At 73.5% G+C, this 15,577-nt stretch carries 14 protein-coding genes; 4 read left to right on the top strand and 10 right to left on the bottom strand.

Features of this window, described 5'->3' with window-relative positions; translation table 11 throughout:
• Positions 1-115 precede the first annotated feature (115 nt).
• Entirely contained in the window at positions 116-2,317 is a 2,202-nt protein-coding gene (locus tag ACFYOY_RS22185) for a DUF5107 domain-containing protein (RefSeq protein WP_351878473.1), read from the top strand.
• A gap of 871 nt (positions 2,318-3,188) precedes the next feature.
• Complete coding sequence (locus ACFYOY_RS22180; protein WP_351878470.1) at positions 3,189-3,641, top strand: DUF5709 domain-containing protein; 453 nt, start codon at positions 3,189-3,191, stop codon at positions 3,639-3,641.
• A 32-nt stretch (positions 3,642-3,673) separates the two neighbouring features.
• Here ACFYOY_RS22180 and ACFYOY_RS22175 read toward each other — a convergent pair whose 3' ends face one another.
• The 5 genes from ACFYOY_RS22175 to ACFYOY_RS22155 all read right to left on the bottom strand — a co-directional run bounded on the left by ACFYOY_RS22175 (position 3,674) and on the right by ACFYOY_RS22155 (position 6,456).
• Positions 3,674-4,027 carry a VOC family protein gene (locus ACFYOY_RS22175; RefSeq protein WP_014055744.1) on the bottom strand — a complete coding sequence of 118 codons (354 nt, stop codon included), beginning with the start codon at positions 4,025-4,027 and terminating at the stop codon, positions 3,674-3,676.
• Between the two features lie 23 nt (positions 4,028-4,050).
• Positions 4,051-4,866: a class I SAM-dependent methyltransferase gene (locus ACFYOY_RS22170; protein ID WP_351878467.1), complete on the bottom strand. Its 816-nt coding sequence runs from the start codon at positions 4,864-4,866 to the stop codon at positions 4,051-4,053.
• 186 nt (positions 4,867-5,052) lie between these two features.
• The gene (locus ACFYOY_RS22165) at positions 5,053-5,436 is read right to left on the bottom strand and encodes a CBS domain-containing protein (protein ID WP_351878464.1); all 384 of its coding nucleotides are present in this window, start codon (positions 5,434-5,436) and stop codon (positions 5,053-5,055) included.
• Between the two features lie 106 nt (positions 5,437-5,542).
• On the bottom strand, positions 5,543-5,926 hold the full coding sequence (locus ACFYOY_RS22160; protein ID WP_351878461.1) for a DUF2795 domain-containing protein: 384 nt from the start codon (positions 5,924-5,926) through the stop codon (positions 5,543-5,545).
• A gap of 77 nt (positions 5,927-6,003) precedes the next feature.
• Entirely contained in the window at positions 6,004-6,456 is a 453-nt protein-coding gene (locus tag ACFYOY_RS22155) for a hypothetical protein (RefSeq protein WP_388588991.1), read from the bottom strand.
• A gap of 290 nt (positions 6,457-6,746) precedes the next feature.
• Here ACFYOY_RS22155 and ACFYOY_RS22150 point away from each other — a divergent pair, with 290 nt between their 5' ends.
• Together ACFYOY_RS22150 and ACFYOY_RS22145 are read left to right on the top strand one after the other, a co-directional pair.
• Positions 6,747-7,217 (top strand): phage holin family protein, encoded by a 471-nt coding sequence (locus tag ACFYOY_RS22150; protein ID WP_351878458.1) that lies wholly within the window; start codon positions 6,747-6,749, stop codon positions 7,215-7,217.
• Between the two features lie 6 nt (positions 7,218-7,223).
• Entirely contained in the window at positions 7,224-7,799 is a 576-nt protein-coding gene (locus ACFYOY_RS22145) for a TIGR03086 family metal-binding protein (RefSeq protein ID WP_351878455.1), read from the top strand.
• An 800-nt stretch (positions 7,800-8,599) separates the two neighbouring features.
• Here ACFYOY_RS22145 and ACFYOY_RS22140 read toward each other — a convergent pair.
• From ACFYOY_RS22140 to ACFYOY_RS22120, 5 genes are all read right to left on the bottom strand, one after another.
• Positions 8,600-9,238 carry a TetR/AcrR family transcriptional regulator gene (locus ACFYOY_RS22140; RefSeq protein WP_351887061.1) on the bottom strand — a complete coding sequence of 213 codons (639 nt, stop codon included), beginning with the start codon at positions 9,236-9,238 and terminating at the stop codon, positions 8,600-8,602.
• Positions 9,235-11,247, bottom strand: a complete 2,013-nt coding sequence (locus ACFYOY_RS22135; protein WP_351887058.1) for a CocE/NonD family hydrolase — start codon at positions 11,245-11,247, stop codon at positions 9,235-9,237. Before ACFYOY_RS22135 ends, ACFYOY_RS22140 begins: the two co-directional genes overlap by 4 nt.
• 615 nt (positions 11,248-11,862) lie before the next feature.
• Entirely contained in the window at positions 11,863-13,686 is a 1,824-nt protein-coding gene (locus ACFYOY_RS22130) for a dipeptide ABC transporter ATP-binding protein (RefSeq protein ID WP_388588986.1), read from the bottom strand.
• Entirely contained in the window at positions 13,686-14,618 is a 933-nt protein-coding gene (locus ACFYOY_RS22125) for an ABC transporter permease (protein WP_351887052.1), read from the bottom strand. Before ACFYOY_RS22125 ends, ACFYOY_RS22130 begins: the two co-directional genes overlap by 1 nt.
• Complete coding sequence (locus tag ACFYOY_RS22120) at positions 14,615-15,574, bottom strand: ABC transporter permease (protein WP_351887293.1); 960 nt, start codon at positions 15,572-15,574, stop codon at positions 14,615-14,617. Before ACFYOY_RS22120 ends, ACFYOY_RS22125 begins: the two co-directional genes overlap by 4 nt.
• Positions 15,575-15,577: the final 3 nt, after the last annotated feature.

Below are 15,577 nucleotides of genomic sequence, written 5' to 3'. Positions count from 1 at the left end.
GGGCACCATGATCGGTCCGAAGCGGCTCTGTTCAGCGGGCCCCGCGACGTTGTTCCATGGTCATCGGACGGTCGCCGCACCGAGGTGACCCAAGGCAGTCGGAGCGAGGCAGCCCGTGGCCACGAGCGTGCGACGTACCACCCTGACCCTTCCCACCGCCCCCGTCGGGCCCGACAACCCCCTGCCCGCGCTGCGCCCCCTCGACGAGGTGCACCGCGTGGACGACCGCGTCCGGGCCACGCTCCCCGCCGACATGGCCCGCCAGGTCGCCCATGCACCCCTGCGGTCGGTGCTTCCGGTCCGGCTGCGCGACGGCTACGGCCGCGACCGCGCCCCCGTCACGCTCGACGCCATCGTCCTGGAGAACGACCGGCTGCGGGCCACGGTGCTGCCCGGGTTCGGCGGCCGGGTCCACTCGCTGATCCACAAGGCCACCGGCGATTCCGCCGACACCGAGCTGCTGTACCGAAACCCGGTGCTCCAGCCCGCCGACTTCGCCCTCAACGGCGCCTGGTTCTCCGGCGGGATCGAGTGGAACATCGGCGCCACCGGCCACACCACCCTGTCCTGCGCACCCCTGCACGCCGCCCGCGTCCCCGCCCCCGACGCCGCCGACGGGGGCGCGATGGTGCGGCTGTGGGAGTGGGAGCGGCTGCGCGATCTGCCCTTCCAGGTGGATCTGTGGCTGCCCGCCGACTCCGCGTTCCTCTACGTGGGGGTCAGGATCCGCAACCCCCACCACCTCCCCGCCCCCGTCTACTGGTGGTCCAACATCGCCGTACCCGAGGACGAGCACACCCGCGTCCTGGCCCCCGCCGACGACGCCTGGCACTTCGGCTACGCCCGCACCCTCAGCAAGGTTCCGGTCCCGGAGTGGGATGGCGCCGACCGCACCTATCCGCTGCGCGGCGCCTACCCCGCCGACTACTTCTACGAGGTGCCCGACGGTGCCCGCCGCTGGATCGCCTCCCTCGACGCCGACGGCAGCGGCCTCGTCCAGACCTCGACCGATCTGCTGCGCGGCCGCAAGCTCTTCGTCTGGGGCGCGGGCCCCGGGGGACGGCGCTGGCAGCAGTGGCTGACCGAGCCCGGCACCGGCGGCTACGCCGAGATCCAGGCCGGGCTCGCCCGCACCCAGCTCGAGCACATCCCGCTGGAGGCGGGCGAGGAGTTCGCCTGGCTGGAGGCGTACGGTCCGCTGACCGCCGACCCGGCCGCCGTCCACGGCACGGACTGGGCGGCCGCCCGCCGCGAGACCGAGACCCGGCTGGAGGCGGCGCTGCCGCGCGCCGCGGTCGACGCGGCCTACGCCGCCTGGCGCCCGTACGCCGACGCGGAACCGGCGGAGCACCTCGCGACCGGTTCCGGCTGGGGCGCGCTGGAGGTCGAGCGCGGCGGGTTCCAGCTGTCCGGTACGCCGTTCGACCCGGGCACGCTGGGGGAGGACCAGGAGCCGTGGCGCCGGTTGCTGCGCACCGGCGCCCTCCCCGACTGGGAGCCGGGCCCCTCCCAGGCCGACCCCGGCGCCTCCCTGGTCGCGCCCGCCTGGCGCGACCTCCTCGAAGCGGCCCCATCGACCGCCGCCGCCGAATACCACCTGGGCGTCGCCCAGTGGCATGCGGGCGACCGCGCACAGGCCGAGCGCAGCTGGGAGCGGTCGCTGCGGTGCGCCGAGACGCCCTGGGCGCTGCGCTGTCTGGCCGTCGCCGACACCGCCTCCGGCCATCCGGCGCGCGCGGCGGAGCGGCTGCTGCGCGCCGTACAGCTCCTCCTCGCCTCGGGCGCCGTCCCGCCACGGGAGGCGGACCCGGTGCTCGAAGCGGCGGGAGCGGGGCAGGGGCAGGGAGTTGGAGGGGGCGCGGGACAGGGGGCGGAGGCGGCCGGAGCGCCGACCGCCGTCTCGCTGGCCGCGCCGCCCGTCGCTGCCACCGCCGACCCGGTCGCCCTGGAGGCGGCCGAGGCGGCGCTCGGCCGGGAGGCGATCGCCGCGCTGCTCGCGGCCGACCGCGCCGACGACGCACGAGCGGTCCTCGACGCCCTGCGCCCCACCATCCGGTCCCGCGGCCGCTTCCGGCTGCTGCGCGCCCAGGTGCTGCTGGCCCAGGGCGACGCGCCGGCCGCCCGCGCCGTCTTCGACGAGGGCTTCGAGGTCTGCGATCTGCGCGAGGGCGACGAGGCGTTGAGCGACACCTGGTACGCGATCGTGGATCGGCTGGTGGCGGGGACCGATGAGCCCCTGACCGAGGAAGCACGGGCCCGGGCCAGGACCGAGCACCCGCTGCCCGGCCGCTACGAGTTCCGAATGCGCCCCATGTAGCGGGCCTACGGCCCGCATGGGGGCGGCCCGGGTGCGCCCGCAGGGGCCTGCGTGCCCGGGGTGCGCCCTCAGGCGGCGGTCGTCCGGAAGCGGGCTTGCCTGGGTTGTCCCCGCAGGCGGTCTCGTCTGGAGGCGGGCCTGCCCGGGGCATGAGCGTGAGCGGTCTGCGTCCTGCCAGTGGCCTGCGGGTCGCATGGCGGCCTGCCCGGGTTCGTCCCCGCATGGCGCGTGGCTTGGCCGGGTGTGCCCGCAGGCAGTCTCGCCTGGAAGAGAGCCTGCCTGGGTTGCGCTCGGCCTCGGCCGGAAGTGGGCGTGCCCGGGTCGCGGCCGCGAGCGGCCTGCGTCCTGCAGTGGCCTGCATCTCGTGTGGGGCATGCTCGGATTGCGCCGCAAAGCGAGCGGCTTGACCGGGTTGTGTTCGCAGGCGGTCTCGTCTGGAGGCGGCCTGCCCGGCTTGCGGCTGTGGGCGGTCTGTGCCCCGCAAGTGGCTTGCGGCCCGGTTGGAGGGCTGCCCGGGGCTGTGTCCGGAGGCGGTCTTGGCCGAGAGCGGGCCTGCGCGGGTCGTGCCCGCGGGCGGCCTGCGTCCCCAAGTGGCCTGCGGCCCGCATAGCGGCCTGATGGGCTTGCGCCCGCAGGCAGCCTCGCCCGACAGCAGCCTTGCCCGACAGCGGCCGTGCCCGAGAGCCGGCCTGCCCGGGGCGCGGGGGCGAGCGGCCTGACCTCTGCAAGTGGGTTGCATCCCCCATGGATGTCTGCCCGGCCTGCGCCCGCGTTCGCGTCGCGCGACGCGGCTCGCATAGGGCTGAGCTATGGGGGCACCCGGTCGTGGACGTCGGCATATCGCATGAGCGAGCGGAAAGGAGCCGCGACCGTGAGGACACCGCATGACCCCGGCGCGGACCCCGAGGACGAGGGGATCCCCGATCTGCAGGACGGTACGCCCGAGCAGCAGCGGGCCGAGGATCCTGAGCAGTTGCCCGTGCCCGGGGATGAGCCGACGATCGCCGCGTACCGGGACACCACGAGCGCGGAGACGCATGAGCGGGAGTCGCTCGAGGAGCGCTTGACCGATGAGGAGCCGGAGACCGGGGAGCCGGTCGGCATCGAGGCGGAACGGGCGGGGCTGCTGTACGACGAGCCGGACCCCGACTTCCCGCGTGAACAGGACGTCTACTCCCAGGAGGGCTCGACCAGCGGGCTGTCCGCCGAGGAGGAGGCGGTCCGGATCAAGAGCGATGAGCTCCGTGATGTAGACGATCTCTACGAGGCGTACGAGGAGTTCGACGACGGGGAGCTCACCGAGGATCCGGGACCGCCCTCCTGACGGGTCTGCCGGACGGTGAGTTCACGGGCGGGTCACGCCATCGGGTTCCGGTCGACGTACTCGAAGATCGAGCCGTCGGGGTGGCGCGCCACCAGGGTCCGGCCCACGGGGGCGGGCAGCGGACCGGCCACGATCTGCCCGCCGACCGCCGTGAGATCGGCGATCGCCTCGTCCACGTCCTTCACCGCGATCGTCGCCGTGATCTTGCGAAGAATCGACAGCTCCGACTCCGGGCCGCTCATCAGGAAGAAGCAGCCGACCGCCGCGACCGAGACGGGCCCGCGCTGGAAGCGCACCGCCTCGGCTCCCGTCAGCCGTTCGTAGACGGCGATCGCCGAATCCAGATCGTCGACGCACACGCGGAGTGAAGTCCCCAGAATATCCATGCGGGCGAGCCTAGTTGAACTGCTCAGACGCGGCAGAGGATCTCACCGTGCAGGACGGCGAACCAACCGTCCGGGGCCTCGCCCCACGCCCGCCACGCCTCCGCGATCGACCGCAGCTCCTCCTCGGTGGCATGGCCCCCGTCCACCGCGCGCCGGGCGTAGGAGGAGGCGACCGTGCGGTCCGCCCACAGCCCGCTCCACCACGCCCGCTCCTCCTCGGTGGCGTAGCACCACGCCGAGGCGGTCGAGGTGATGTCGATGTCGGTGAACCCCGCCTCCAGCGCCCAGGAGCGCAGCCTGCGACCGGCGTCCGGCTCACCGCCGTTGGCCCGCGCGACCCGGCGGTAGAGGTCCAGCCAGCCGTCCAGGCCGGGGACGGACGGATACCAGGTCATGGCGGCGTAGTCGGAGTCGCGCACCGCCACGATGCCGCCCGGCGCGCACACCCGCCGCATCTCGCGCAGCGCCCCCACCGGGTCGCCGACGTGCTGCAGCACCTGATGGGCGTGGACCACGCAGAAGGAGTCGTCGGGGTAGTCCAGCGCGTGCACGTCGGCGACCGCGAAGGACACGTTCGCCAGCCCGCGCTCCTCGGCCACCGAGCGGGCCCGCTCCAGGACGGAGTCCTCGGCGTCGACGCCCGTGACCTGCCCCTGGGGGACCAGTTCGGCCAGGTCGGCGGTGATGGTGCCGGGGCCGCAGCCGATGTCCAGGATCCGCATATGGGGCCGCAGATGGCCGGTCAGATACGCGGCGGAGTTGGCCGCCGTGCGCCAGGTGTGCGAGCGCAGCACCGACTCATGGTGGCCGTGGGTGTAGACGGCGGCGTCCTTCGGCATGGCGGAACTCCCCCTTCGGGACTGGTGAGCGGGTGGCTCCACAGTAGAAGGCGTCTCGTATCACGAGAAGAACCGTCTCACTATGTAATCAGCATGGGTGCCATGCGGAAGCGGCGGGGGTCTCATGGCGAAGGGGCGGCGGGGGAGGACCCCCGCCGCCCCTTCGGCGGAACGTGCCGCGGGAATTCAGGGCGGCTCCGTCACATCGCCCAGACTGATCACGCCCAGCGGACGCCCCGCCTCGACGACCGGAAGCCGCCCCACCGCATGTCGCCGCATCAGCGCGGCCGCCTCGGCCACCCCCTCGTCCGGCCCGATGGTCACCGGGTCCGGAGTGCACACGGCATGGCAGGTGACGGCGAGGGGGTCGATGCCCTCGGCGACAGCGCGGAGGGTGATGTCACGGTCGGTGAGCACACCGAGCAGCTCCCCGTCGCTGGCGACCAGCACATCGCCGATGCCCTGTGCGCGCATCAACTGAGCGGCTTCCACCAGCGAGGCATCGGGGTGCACCCAGATCACGGGCCGCGTCATGACTTCCCGCACATAGCGAGGTGGGTCCTGGGACATCTGTCCACCTCCCCTTCGTGGGTGATGTGCTGCCCGCAGTACCCGCGCGGGGCGGGGGCTATGCGTGCCGATGTGCGCCCTTCATGTCCGGCCGTCCCTTCATGTCTTACGAGGCCGGGTGCAGCCCCAGCGCCGAGACCACCTCCTGCACCGTGTGGAACGTCCGGTCCGCGGGCAGTTCCTCGGCCAGAGCGATCAGACCGTCCGGCGTGTGCCGTTCCTCCAGGACGCGCAACAGCTCCTCACGATCGGCGGGGAACGAGGTACGTCCCAGCCGGCGCGCGAACTCGAACCGCACCGCCTCGGCCTCACCGGTCGTCCCCCGGGACGGGATCGGCCCCATGGTCACGTCCGGGTCGTCGTCGGCGGCCGGCTCCGGGTCGTGCCACTCCTCGGCACGGGTCGGGTGCCCGGAGCGGATCAGCCCCTGGAGCTCGTGCTTCATCTCGTCGTCCTTGTGGACGCTCAGCCGGTCGCTGCCTCGCTGCATGTCGGTCCCCTTCCTCAGCGGGTCCGTATGTGTCTCCCGGGTCGGTCGTCTCCCGGGATGGTCGTCTCACGGGATGGTCAGTCCGCGCCGCCCTCGTACGGCCGGCGCAGCAGTGCCCCGAGGCCGCCTACCGGAATGTCGTCGCCGTATGTCTCCCTGTCGGCCGACGACACCGTCAGCACCTCGGCGCCGGTGACCGCGACCGAGCGGATCAGCGCGTCGTCGGCGCGGCCCGGGGACGGCCGGGCGTCGCCCAGATACTGGACATCGGTGCGGCGCAAGGCCAGCTGGTCCGGTTCGGTGCCCACCCCTACCTCACGGTAGAGATCGGGCCCGTCGGGGCGTATCAGCAACGAGCCTATGCGGTGTTCGCGCGCCGCGTCGACCAGTGCCGGAACTCCTTCCGCCGCTTCCACGCGCCCGTCCGAGGGCATCCGGCCGGCCCGGAACCGCTCCATCGCCGCCTCGCCGCGCTCCTGTGCGTGCCGGGCGCGGGCGCCGGCCACCTGTTGGAGATGTCCGAGTCGCATGTACTCCCTCCAGATTTCGCGTCCCCCACGCGTACCCGTCACGATGGCATCGACACGAGGTTGCCGGGCGCGTTTGAGGACCCCGGGGGGCGGGGACCCGTCGTGCGGCCGAGCGGCCCGTAGGGAGTGAGGAGCGGCGTCGGACGCGGGAGATCAGGGGCCGCGTTCGACGCCGTGCCCTGCCCTGCGGATGTGCCCGCGTATCCGTGTCCCGTCCGTTTTCCGTCCCATGCCCCGCCCGTCCCGGCTGGGACTGTTAACGAGGATGGGGCACGGGTACCCGGCGGCACATGACTGATAAATCGGGCTACCCGAAGGCGGGCATACCCTCGGCCGGGGACCTGGCGGAGCCGGTCGCCCGGGCCGTCCGCGACGAAGTCCGCAGGGAGCTGCGCGAGCAGTCTGGACGGCGCGCGGTCCGCCTCTACGGTGGCGCGGCGGCGGCCGCGCTCTACGCGGGGGGTGCGCTGACGGCCTGCCTGGTACTGCTCTTCGCCCTCGCGCTTCCGGCATGGGCGGCGGCGCTGATCGTTTTCGCGCTGTTGCTGGTGGCGGCGGGGTGGCTGAAGAATTCCGCGGCGCAGGCGTCGGGGCCGGGGGCGGCTCCTGGGCCGGCCGCGCCCTCGGCTCCTGCGCCGCCTACGGGCCCTGCCGGCCCTTCGGGCCCCGCTGGGCCCTCCGCGCCTCCCACGCCGCCGACGCCTCCGGCGCCGGGATCCGGGGCGCCTCCTCAGCCCCCTCAGCCTCCTCGGACGGGGTGATCGCCCATGGCGGAGAATCCGCTGCTGGCCAGGCACCGCGAGGCGCTGGACCTCTTCACCGAACGGGTGCACGCGATCCGTCCCAACCAGTGGGACGACCCGACGCCCTGCACCGAGTGGACCGTACGCGATCTGGTGAACCATCTCGCGGTCGAGCAGATGTGGGTGCCGCCGCTGGTCCGGGAGGGGGCGAGCGGCGCCGACCAGAGCGATGCGCTGGAGGGCGATCTGCTCGGTGACGACCCGGTTGCCACGTGGGACGTGGTGGTCGGCGCGGCGCGGGAGGCCTTCCGCGAGCCGGGGGCCCTCGACCGGACGGTCGACCTCTCGTACGGGGAGAGCCCCGCCACGCATTACTGCGCCCAGATGACGGCTGACGCAGCCGTCCACGCATGGGATCTGTCACGGGCCATTGGGGCGGAGGAGCGCATTCCGAAGCCGCTGGTGGACTTTTCGGTGCGGGAAGTCGCGCCGTATGCGGCGGACTTGGAGGAGAGCGGGCTTTTCGCGGCGCCCGTGGAGCCACCGCCGGGGGCGGATGCGCAGGCCCGCCTCTTGGCCCTGCTCGGCCGCGAGCCGTAGCGGGGGCGGGAATCTGGGGGCGCGGCGCCTGCCCCGGGTGCGGGGCGTGGGTGCCTCCGGCGGAGAGTCCCCCACCCCGCCCCTTCCCGAGACGAAGGGCTCCGCCCCTCGGCCCCGGCGGTTCCGGATGGATCTTTCCGGTCCGGATGTCGACCGCGACCATCGACTCCGTCTCGACCGCGGGTCCCCCGAGCACTGCCAGCGTGACCAGGGTGTTTGTCGTCGGGCCGAACCGCATGCGCGTCGACCCGGTGAATTCCTTCGGTAATTCGCCCCGGCGTCCCGTCTCCAGTCGCCTGGCGGACGCTGAGAAGACGTGCGCGAAGCCGTTGGGCCGGTTTCCTTTTGTGCATCTGGGCGTATGGGAGTGAGGGCTGGGCGTGCCGACACGCGAACGGGACTCGGGCCCGGTCGCCCCGACAAGGGAGCGGGGGTGGGGGGGGGGGGGGCGGCCCCCCCCCCCCCCCCCCCCCCCCCCCCCCCGCCGCGTTCGCCGCCCGTCGCGGACCCGTCGCGCGCCTCGCCCTGTGACCCAGCTCTCACCGTGGCCATGCAGCGATCGCCGCCAAGGATGCTCCGGACGCCCACGTTCGGCGGATCATGGTGCCTCGAGCTCCGCAAGGTCGGCGAGGTGGAAGCGGCAAGAACGGCAAGCCGGGCACGGTCGTCGAGGTCTCCCCCACAGCCCGAACGCCGCGCCCAGAGGCGCCAGGATCAGCCTGATCCGCTGCACCGGCTGACCTGAGGCGCCCTGTCCCGGTTCCTCCGGGCACCGCCGGGAGGGGCGGGGCACTTCCCGCTCAGCCCTCCAGCTCCGCCGCCACGAAGCGGCGCAGGTGGCGGCGGGCGTCCCCCACGGTCAGGGCGGGGGCCTGGCGCAGGCGGCGCAGGGCCAGGCCGTCGGCCAGGGCGGAGAAGCGGAGGGCGAAGTCGGCCGGGTCGCCGCATACGAAGTCGCCCTCGTCCCGGCCCCGTTCGACCAGGGACTGGATCTCGCCGTGCCATGCCTCGTAGCGCTCGGCCTGGCCACGGGCGAAGGACTGGTCGCGTTCGCCCGCGTTCCAGTAGTCGAACCACATCCGCCAGTGCTGGTCCGTGTCGTCCGTGAAGAGCGCGTCGATGAGCAGCCGCAGCCCCTCCGCGCCGCTGGTGGCCTTCGCGGCGGCCTCGCTCAACGCGGTGTAGTAGCGCTCTATGTGCAGGACCATCGCCTCGGAGAGGACTTCCTGCACGCTCTCGAAGTGGTACGTGACCGTGCCGACCGAGACCTCGGCCGCGGCCGCCACCTCGCGCACTCCGACCCCCTTGGTGCCGCGCTCCGCGATGAGCGGAACGGCAGCCTCCACGATGAGGCGGCGGCGCACCTCGGTGGGCTGCCGGGTGCGGCGCGAGGCGTCGACGGCGCGTCGCGGGGGTCGGCGTTCGGCGGGGGACGTCACGCGGATGTCCTCGGCGTGGTGTGGTGCCATGCGCGCGTGGCCACTGTCTCTCCGTTCGCCCGTGCCTCGATGCTGCTGTCCATGATGAATTCCTCCGCCGTGGCACGCAGTTCCACGGCGGTGACGACCTCCGTGTCCCAGGCCCCGCGCCGCAGCCGGATGGTCCACCGAGAGCTTGCCACGGCCGACAGCGGATCGTCGGAGCGGATGCGGTACGTCTCGCGGGCGCTCTCCTCGTAGCGGAGTCCGTCGGGATAGGTGCGGGAGCCGCCGTAGTTGGGGTCCACGTCCAGTACCCACTCGCCCGTCGCCACATCGTGGGTGATGGTCCGCTCGGGGCGTGGTTCGGTGGGCGGGTCGACGGTCACGGCGAGCGGCGCGGCCTGTTCGGGCTCCTCGAAGACGATGGGCGGGCGGCCCGCGTCGGCGCCCGGATCCCGTACGGGCAGCAGCAGGGCGCTGTCCCCGGGCCGTACGGTCAGCCGGCCGCGCTCGCCGTGCGGCCAGACCCACGGCCAGTACGCGTCGGAGACGGCGACCCTGATGCGGTGGCCGGGCGGGAAGGCGTAGCCGGTGGCGTTCAGCTCGAACTCCACGTCCTCTTCTCGCCCTGGCTCCCACTCCACGGCCTTGTCCCGCCCCTTGCGGGAGAGCAGGTTGAGCACCCCACGGGTGACGAGGGTGGAGGAGCCGTCGGGCGCCACATCGCAGACGCGGGCGATGACATGGGCGCGTGGGGTGGCGCTGTCGAGGCGCAGCCGTATGCGGGGACGGCCGAGGATCTCGACCCTCTCGGTCAGCGGCGCCGAGTCGAAGCAGGCCGAGCGGCCGTCCTCCTCGCGCTGGTCGGGCGGCAGATCGGTGGCGTTGCCGAAGGGGAAGAAACGGCCCGCGTCCAGCCCGGTGTGCAGCGGCGAGCGGACGATCACCGGCTCGTCGGCGGGGCCGCCGAGGGAGCGTTCGTCCCAGGTGATGGACGGCGACGGCCAGGCGTCCTCGCCGACCCAGCGGCCGGGCATGGTGTCGTACGAGGTGGCGGGCGGTACGGGGTCGTTGATCCAGGCGCGCAGCGGCGGCTCGTCCAGCACGCCGGTCGGCTCGTCCTTGAGCCAGTGGTCCCACCAGCGCAGCGTCTCCTGCAGGAAGCCGATCGCCGGGCCCGGTGGCAGCCCCCGGTCCGGGTACTGATGCGACCAGGGGCCGATGAGCCCGCGCACGGGCGCGTCCAGGTGTTCCAGCAGGCGCAGCACGGTGTCCCGGTACGGATCGGCCCAGCCGCCGACCGCGAGCACGGCGGCCTCGATCGCGCCGTAGTCCTCGCAGACGCTGCCGTGCCGCCAGTAGTCGTCCCGCTCCTGGTGGGCGAGCCAGGTGTGCAGATATGGCTCGAGCGCGTCGAGCCGCTCCCGCCACATGGGCAGCCAGCGGTCCTCGCCGACGGAGGTGGGGTGCGGGGGGCGGGCGGTGAAGGCCAGCATGGTCCCGGCCCAGGCGAGCATGTCGATGCCGAGGACGGCGCCGCCCGTGTAGTGGACGTCGTTGTCGTAACGGTCGTCGGTGGAGCAGACGGTGACGATCGCCTTCAGGGGCTCGGGGCGCAGGGCGGCGATCTGGAGGGAGTTGAACCCGCCCCAGGAGATCCCGAACATCCCCACCTTGCCGGTGCACCAGGGCTGTTCCGCGAGCCAGTTGACGACGTCGACGCCGTCGGCGAGTTCGGTCGCGGTGTACTCGTCGAGCATCACGCCCTCGGAGTCGCCGCTGCCGCGCAGGTCGACCCGTACGGAGGCATAGCCGTGCCCGGCGTACCAGGGGTGGCGCTGGGCGTCGCGGGGTGCGGTCCAGTCGCTCTTGCGGTACGGGAGGTATTCGAGGAGGGCGGGGACGGGGACGGTCTCGGCGTCGGTCGGGCGCCAGATGCGTGCGTGCAGCCGCGTTTTCCCGTCCCGGGTGGGGATCCATACGTCCTCGACCCGCACCTTGCGGGCGAACGTCTCGCGGTACTTCACGCTTCTCCTTACGGGGTGCGGGTTGGCTGCGGGTCGGGGGTGGGTTGTCTGAGGGTCGGGTGGTGCGCCTGCGGGTCGGGGGTGGGTTGTCTGAGGGTCGGGTGCGCCTGCGGGTCGGGGGTGGGTTGTCTGAGGGTCGGGTGGTGCGCCTGCGGGTCGGGGGTGGGTTGTCTGAGGGTCGGGTGGTGCGCCTGCGGGTCGGGGGTGGGTTGTCTGCGGGTCGGGTGGTGCGCCTGCAGCGGGCAAGCCCCCACCCCGCCCCTTCCCGAACCCGGGCTCCGCCCCGGCCCCCGCTCCTCAATCGCCGGAGGGGCTTGAACTGCGCCGCGCGCAGCTCGCTCGGAGGCTGGAGGCCCCACCCGGCGAGGCTCTGGGCACAGGTCCGGCGCAGGTTCAGGGGCACGGCCCCGGCCACCCCTCGGGCGCGCCTGCGGCGGGCCGCATCCGACCCGGTCGTGGGCAGTCGTTCCTCCCCCAGCTACCGCTGGGAGGTGCCCCCGGCGGAGCGGGTGGGCACAACCCGCCCACCGGCCCGCACCCGGCGGCGATGCCTCAGGGGGCACCCTCCGCGGGGGCCGGGGCCGGCCCCGGTATCGGGATGGGGCGGGGTGGGGGCTAACCATCCGCCGGCCGCCACCTGCGCACCCGGTGCCCTCCGCCCAACTCATCCCAGATCGCCCCCGGCTCGGCCGCATCGGCCCACTCCTCGGCCGACACCGCCACCCCCTCCGCCTCCGGATCCGGCTCCAGCGCCGCCGCCATCAGCGCTCGCGTATACGGATGCCCCGGCCCCTCGAACACCGCATCCGTGGGCCCCTCCTCCACCACCAGCCCGTGCCGCAGCACCACCACCCGGTCCGCGATCCCCCGCACCACCGCCAGGTCGTGGCTGATGAACAGGCACGCCAACTCCCGCTCCCGGCGCAGATCGTCCAGCAGCCGCAACACATCGGCCTGTACGGACACGTCCAGCGCCGTCGTGATCTCGTCCGCGATCAGTACCTCCGGCTCCCCGGCCAGCGCCCGCGCGATCCCGATCCGCTGGCGCTGGCCGCCCGACAGCTGCGCGGGCAGCCGGTCGGCGAAGTCGGGGTCGAGGCGAACGTCGGCGATCAGCTGCCGGGCCCGCGAGGCCACCTCGCCCCGCGACCCCGCCGAGCCGAAGAAGCGCAGGGGCCGCCGTATCGCATCGCCCACCGAACGCCGCGGATTGAGCGAGGTGTCGGCGTTCTGGAAGACGAGCTGCACGGTGCGGCGCAGGGCGAGCGGGCGCCGCCGCGCGGGGACCCCCAGGTCACCGCCGGACGCACCGCCCACCGCACCGTCGGGCGTACGGCCCGACGCAGCCCCGGACGCACCGCCCACCACACCCCCCGCCCCAGCCCGCATCGTCCCGCCCGACGGCCCCCGCAGCCCCGCCAGTGACCACGCGATCGTCGACTTGCCGCTACCCGACTCTCCGACCAGGGCCAGCACCTCCCCCCTCCGCACGCTGAAGGAGACCCCGTCCACGGCGCGGCTGGTGCCGTAGTCGATCGTCACCTCTCGTACGTCCAGCGCCTCGGCCGCGTCCGCGGGCACCTCGGCCCGGGGGCGGATCTCCCGCGTACCGTCCTCGCCCACCAGCGCCAGCCCGGCGTCCGCGATGCGCGGGACGCTGGCCAGCAGGCGGCGGGTGTACGGGTCGCCGGGGGCGGCGAAGAGCCGTCGGGTGGGGGCGGCCTCGACGACCCGCCCGGCGCGCAGCACGCACACCTCGTCGGCCATGTGCGCGACCACGCCGAGGTCATGGCTGACCAGGACGGCGGCGAGGCCGAGTTCCTCGCGCAGGGCGCCGACCAGGTCCAGCACCCCGCGCTGGGTGATCACATCGAGGCCGGTGGTGGGCTCGTCCAGGACGAGCACCTTGGGGCGGGCCGCGATGGCCATGGCGATGGCCACGCGCTGCTGCTGTCCGCCGGAGAGCTCATGCGGATAGCGGCGGGCGAGTTCGCGGGGGTGCGGCAGCCTGACCTGCTCCAGCAGGTCCGTGACGGGCACCTCGCCGCCCGCCTCCGCGATCTGCCGTCCGATGCGCATGCTCGGCGTCAGGGCGTGGCCCGCGTTCTGGGAGACCATCGCGACCGTACCGCCGCGCAGCCGCCGCAGCTCTCGCGCGCCGAGCGCGAAGACGTCCCTGCCCTCGACGGCGACACGTCCGCCGGTCAGCCGGGATCCGTGCCGCAGATGCCCCAGAAGCGTCGCGGCGACCGTCGACTTGCCGCTGCCCGACTCGCCGACCAGGGCCAGCGTCCGGCCGGGGCGCACCTGCAGCGACACCTCGTCCACGACGGGCACCTCGCGCCCGCCCGAGCGGTAGGCCACGGACAGGGCGTCCACCGAGACGATGGGCGTCGTCTCCGACGGAACAGTCGCCTCCGCCGACACAATGGGCGTCATCAGGAGCCCTCCCGGATCCGGTCCACGCCCCACGCCTTGGACAGGCCGTCGGCCGCGAGGTTGAGCCCGACCACCAGCGTGGCCAGGGCGATGATCGGCGCGAGGCTGGCCATCGGGACGACGGTGATGGCGGTGCGGTTCTCCGAGACCATCAGCCCCCAGTCGGGGGTGGGCGGGTCGGCGCCGAAGCCGAGGAAGGACAGCGAGGAGATCAGCAGCACCACCCAGGAGGCGCGCATCGCGAACTCGACGCACACCACGTCGGTGATGTTGGGCAGCACCTCACGGCGCAGGATCGCCCAGGTGCTCTCGCCGCGGGCGCGCGCCGCGGTGACGTAGTCCTGGGGGACGACGGCGAGCGCGGCGCCGCGCACGACCCGTACCACCTGGGGGACGCAGACGACGGCGATGGCCAGCACGATGACCGAGGATCCGGTGCCCAGCGCGGTGACGATCACCAGCAGGACGAGGATCGCGGGGATGGACAGCACCGCGTCCAGGACGCGCATCAGCAGATCGTCCAGCCAGCCGCCGCGCAGGGCGGCCGCACAGCCGAGGACGGCGCCGAGGGCGACGGTGAGGACGGTCGCGGCGACGGAGACGCCGAGCGCGTACCGCCCGCCGTACAGCACCCGGGTCAGCACATCGCGCCCGTAGCTGTCGGTGCCCGCCCAGTGGTCCGCGCCGGGCCCCAGCAGCGCGTGCGAGGCGTCGCCGGTGGTGGGGTGGTAGGGGGTGAGCAGCGGGGCGAGCAGCGCGACCACGAGATGGACGGCGACGATCGCGAGCCCGATGGCGGTGGGGCGGGAGGAGCGCACGGCGCGCCAGGTGCGGGCGGCGACACCGGGCCGGACGGGCGCGGGCGGAGCGGCGGCCGGGGCCGCGCCCGCGGGTGCCGTCAGGGAGCTGATCGGATCTTCCAGTGAGCTCATCGGATCCTCCCTCCTCGGGTGCGGAGCTTGGGGTTGAGGGCCATGGAGCCGAGGTCGGCGGCGAGGTTGCACAGGACGTAGACGACGGCGCTGATGAGGGCGACGGCCTGGATGACGGGCAGGTCGCGGTTCTGGACGGAGGAGAGCATCAGCTTGCCGATGCCGGGGTAGTTGAAGACGTTCTCGACCACGGCGACGCCGCCCACCAGCCAGGCCACGTTGAGCGCGATGACGTGGAGGGTGGGCAGCAGGGCACTGGGCAGGGCGTGCCGGGTGACCACCCGCCAGGTGGACAGGCCCTTGAGCCGGGCGGTGGTGACGTATTCGCTCGCCATGACGTCGATCACCGAGGTGCGGGCCATTCGCACGATGTACGCGGCCATGACGATCGCGAGCGAGGCGGCGGGCAGCCAGACCGCCGGGAGGAGCTGCCCGGTGCCGGCGCCCGGTCCGTACAGCACCACGGCGGGAAGCACCGGCACGGTGACGGAGAAGGCGAGCACCAGCACGGTGGCCACGACGAATTCGGGGACGCTCATCCCGATCAGGCTGACCGTGGAGATCAGGTGGTCGGGCCAGCGGTCTCGGTAGAGCCCGGCGACGATGCCGAGGACGAGGGAGCCGGTGACCGCGAAGAGGATGGTGACGACGGCGATGAGGGCGGAGTTGCCGAGGTACTGGGCGACCTCGCCGCCCACCGGTTTGGTGGTGACCAGCGAGGTGCCGAAGTCGCCGTGCAGGGCGCCGTTGATCCAGTGGCCGTAGCGCTCCCACGCGGGCTGGTCGAGCCCCATCTGCTTGCGCAGCGCGGCGACCGCGTCGGGGGTGGCGTCCCTGCCGAGCACCTGGGTGGCGACATCGCCGGGCAGCGCCTGGACGGCCAGGAAGACCAGGACCGAGGAGAGCAGCAGGGTGCCCAGCGCGGAGACCACGCGACGGACGAGGAAGGTGAGCATGCG

Source organism: Streptomyces sp. NPDC007875, assembly GCF_042868035.1.
GTDB lineage: Bacteria > Actinomycetota > Actinomycetes > Streptomycetales > Streptomycetaceae > Streptomyces > Streptomyces antimycoticus.
Note: the sequence above shows the minus strand (reverse complement) of the source record. Positions and strands in the feature narration are given on the sequence as shown.

What these genes read in the sequence shown, in the direction of transcription:
- ACFYOY_RS22120 (WP_351887293.1), bottom strand. Translation starts at nt 15,574, where the DNA reads ATGCTCACCTTCCTCGTCCGTCGCGTGGTCTCCGCGCTGGGCACCCTG.
- ACFYOY_RS22150 (WP_351878458.1), top strand. Translation starts at nt 6,747, where the DNA reads ATGACTGATAAATCGGGCTACCCGAAGGCGGGCATACCCTCGGCCGGG.
- ACFYOY_RS22125 (WP_351887052.1), bottom strand. Translation starts at nt 14,618, where the DNA reads ATGAGCTCACTGGAAGATCCGATCAGCTCCCTGACGGCACCCGCGGGC.
- ACFYOY_RS22145 (WP_351878455.1), top strand. Translation starts at nt 7,224, where the DNA reads ATGGCGGAGAATCCGCTGCTGGCCAGGCACCGCGAGGCGCTGGACCTC.
- ACFYOY_RS22170 (WP_351878467.1), bottom strand. Translation starts at nt 4,866, where the DNA reads ATGCCGAAGGACGCCGCCGTCTACACCCACGGCCACCATGAGTCGGTG.
- ACFYOY_RS22155 (WP_388588991.1), bottom strand. Translation starts at nt 6,456, where the DNA reads ATGCGACTCGGACATCTCCAACAGGTGGCCGGCGCCCGCGCCCGGCAC.
- ACFYOY_RS22130 (WP_388588986.1), bottom strand. Translation starts at nt 13,686, where the DNA reads ATGACGCCCATTGTGTCGGCGGAGGCGACTGTTCCGTCGGAGACGACG.
- ACFYOY_RS22160 (WP_351878461.1), bottom strand. Translation starts at nt 5,926, where the DNA reads ATGCAGCGAGGCAGCGACCGGCTGAGCGTCCACAAGGACGACGAGATG.
- ACFYOY_RS22165 (WP_351878464.1), bottom strand. Translation starts at nt 5,436, where the DNA reads ATGTCCCAGGACCCACCTCGCTATGTGCGGGAAGTCATGACGCGGCCC.
- ACFYOY_RS22175 (WP_014055744.1), bottom strand. Translation starts at nt 4,027, where the DNA reads ATGGATATTCTGGGGACTTCACTCCGCGTGTGCGTCGACGATCTGGAT.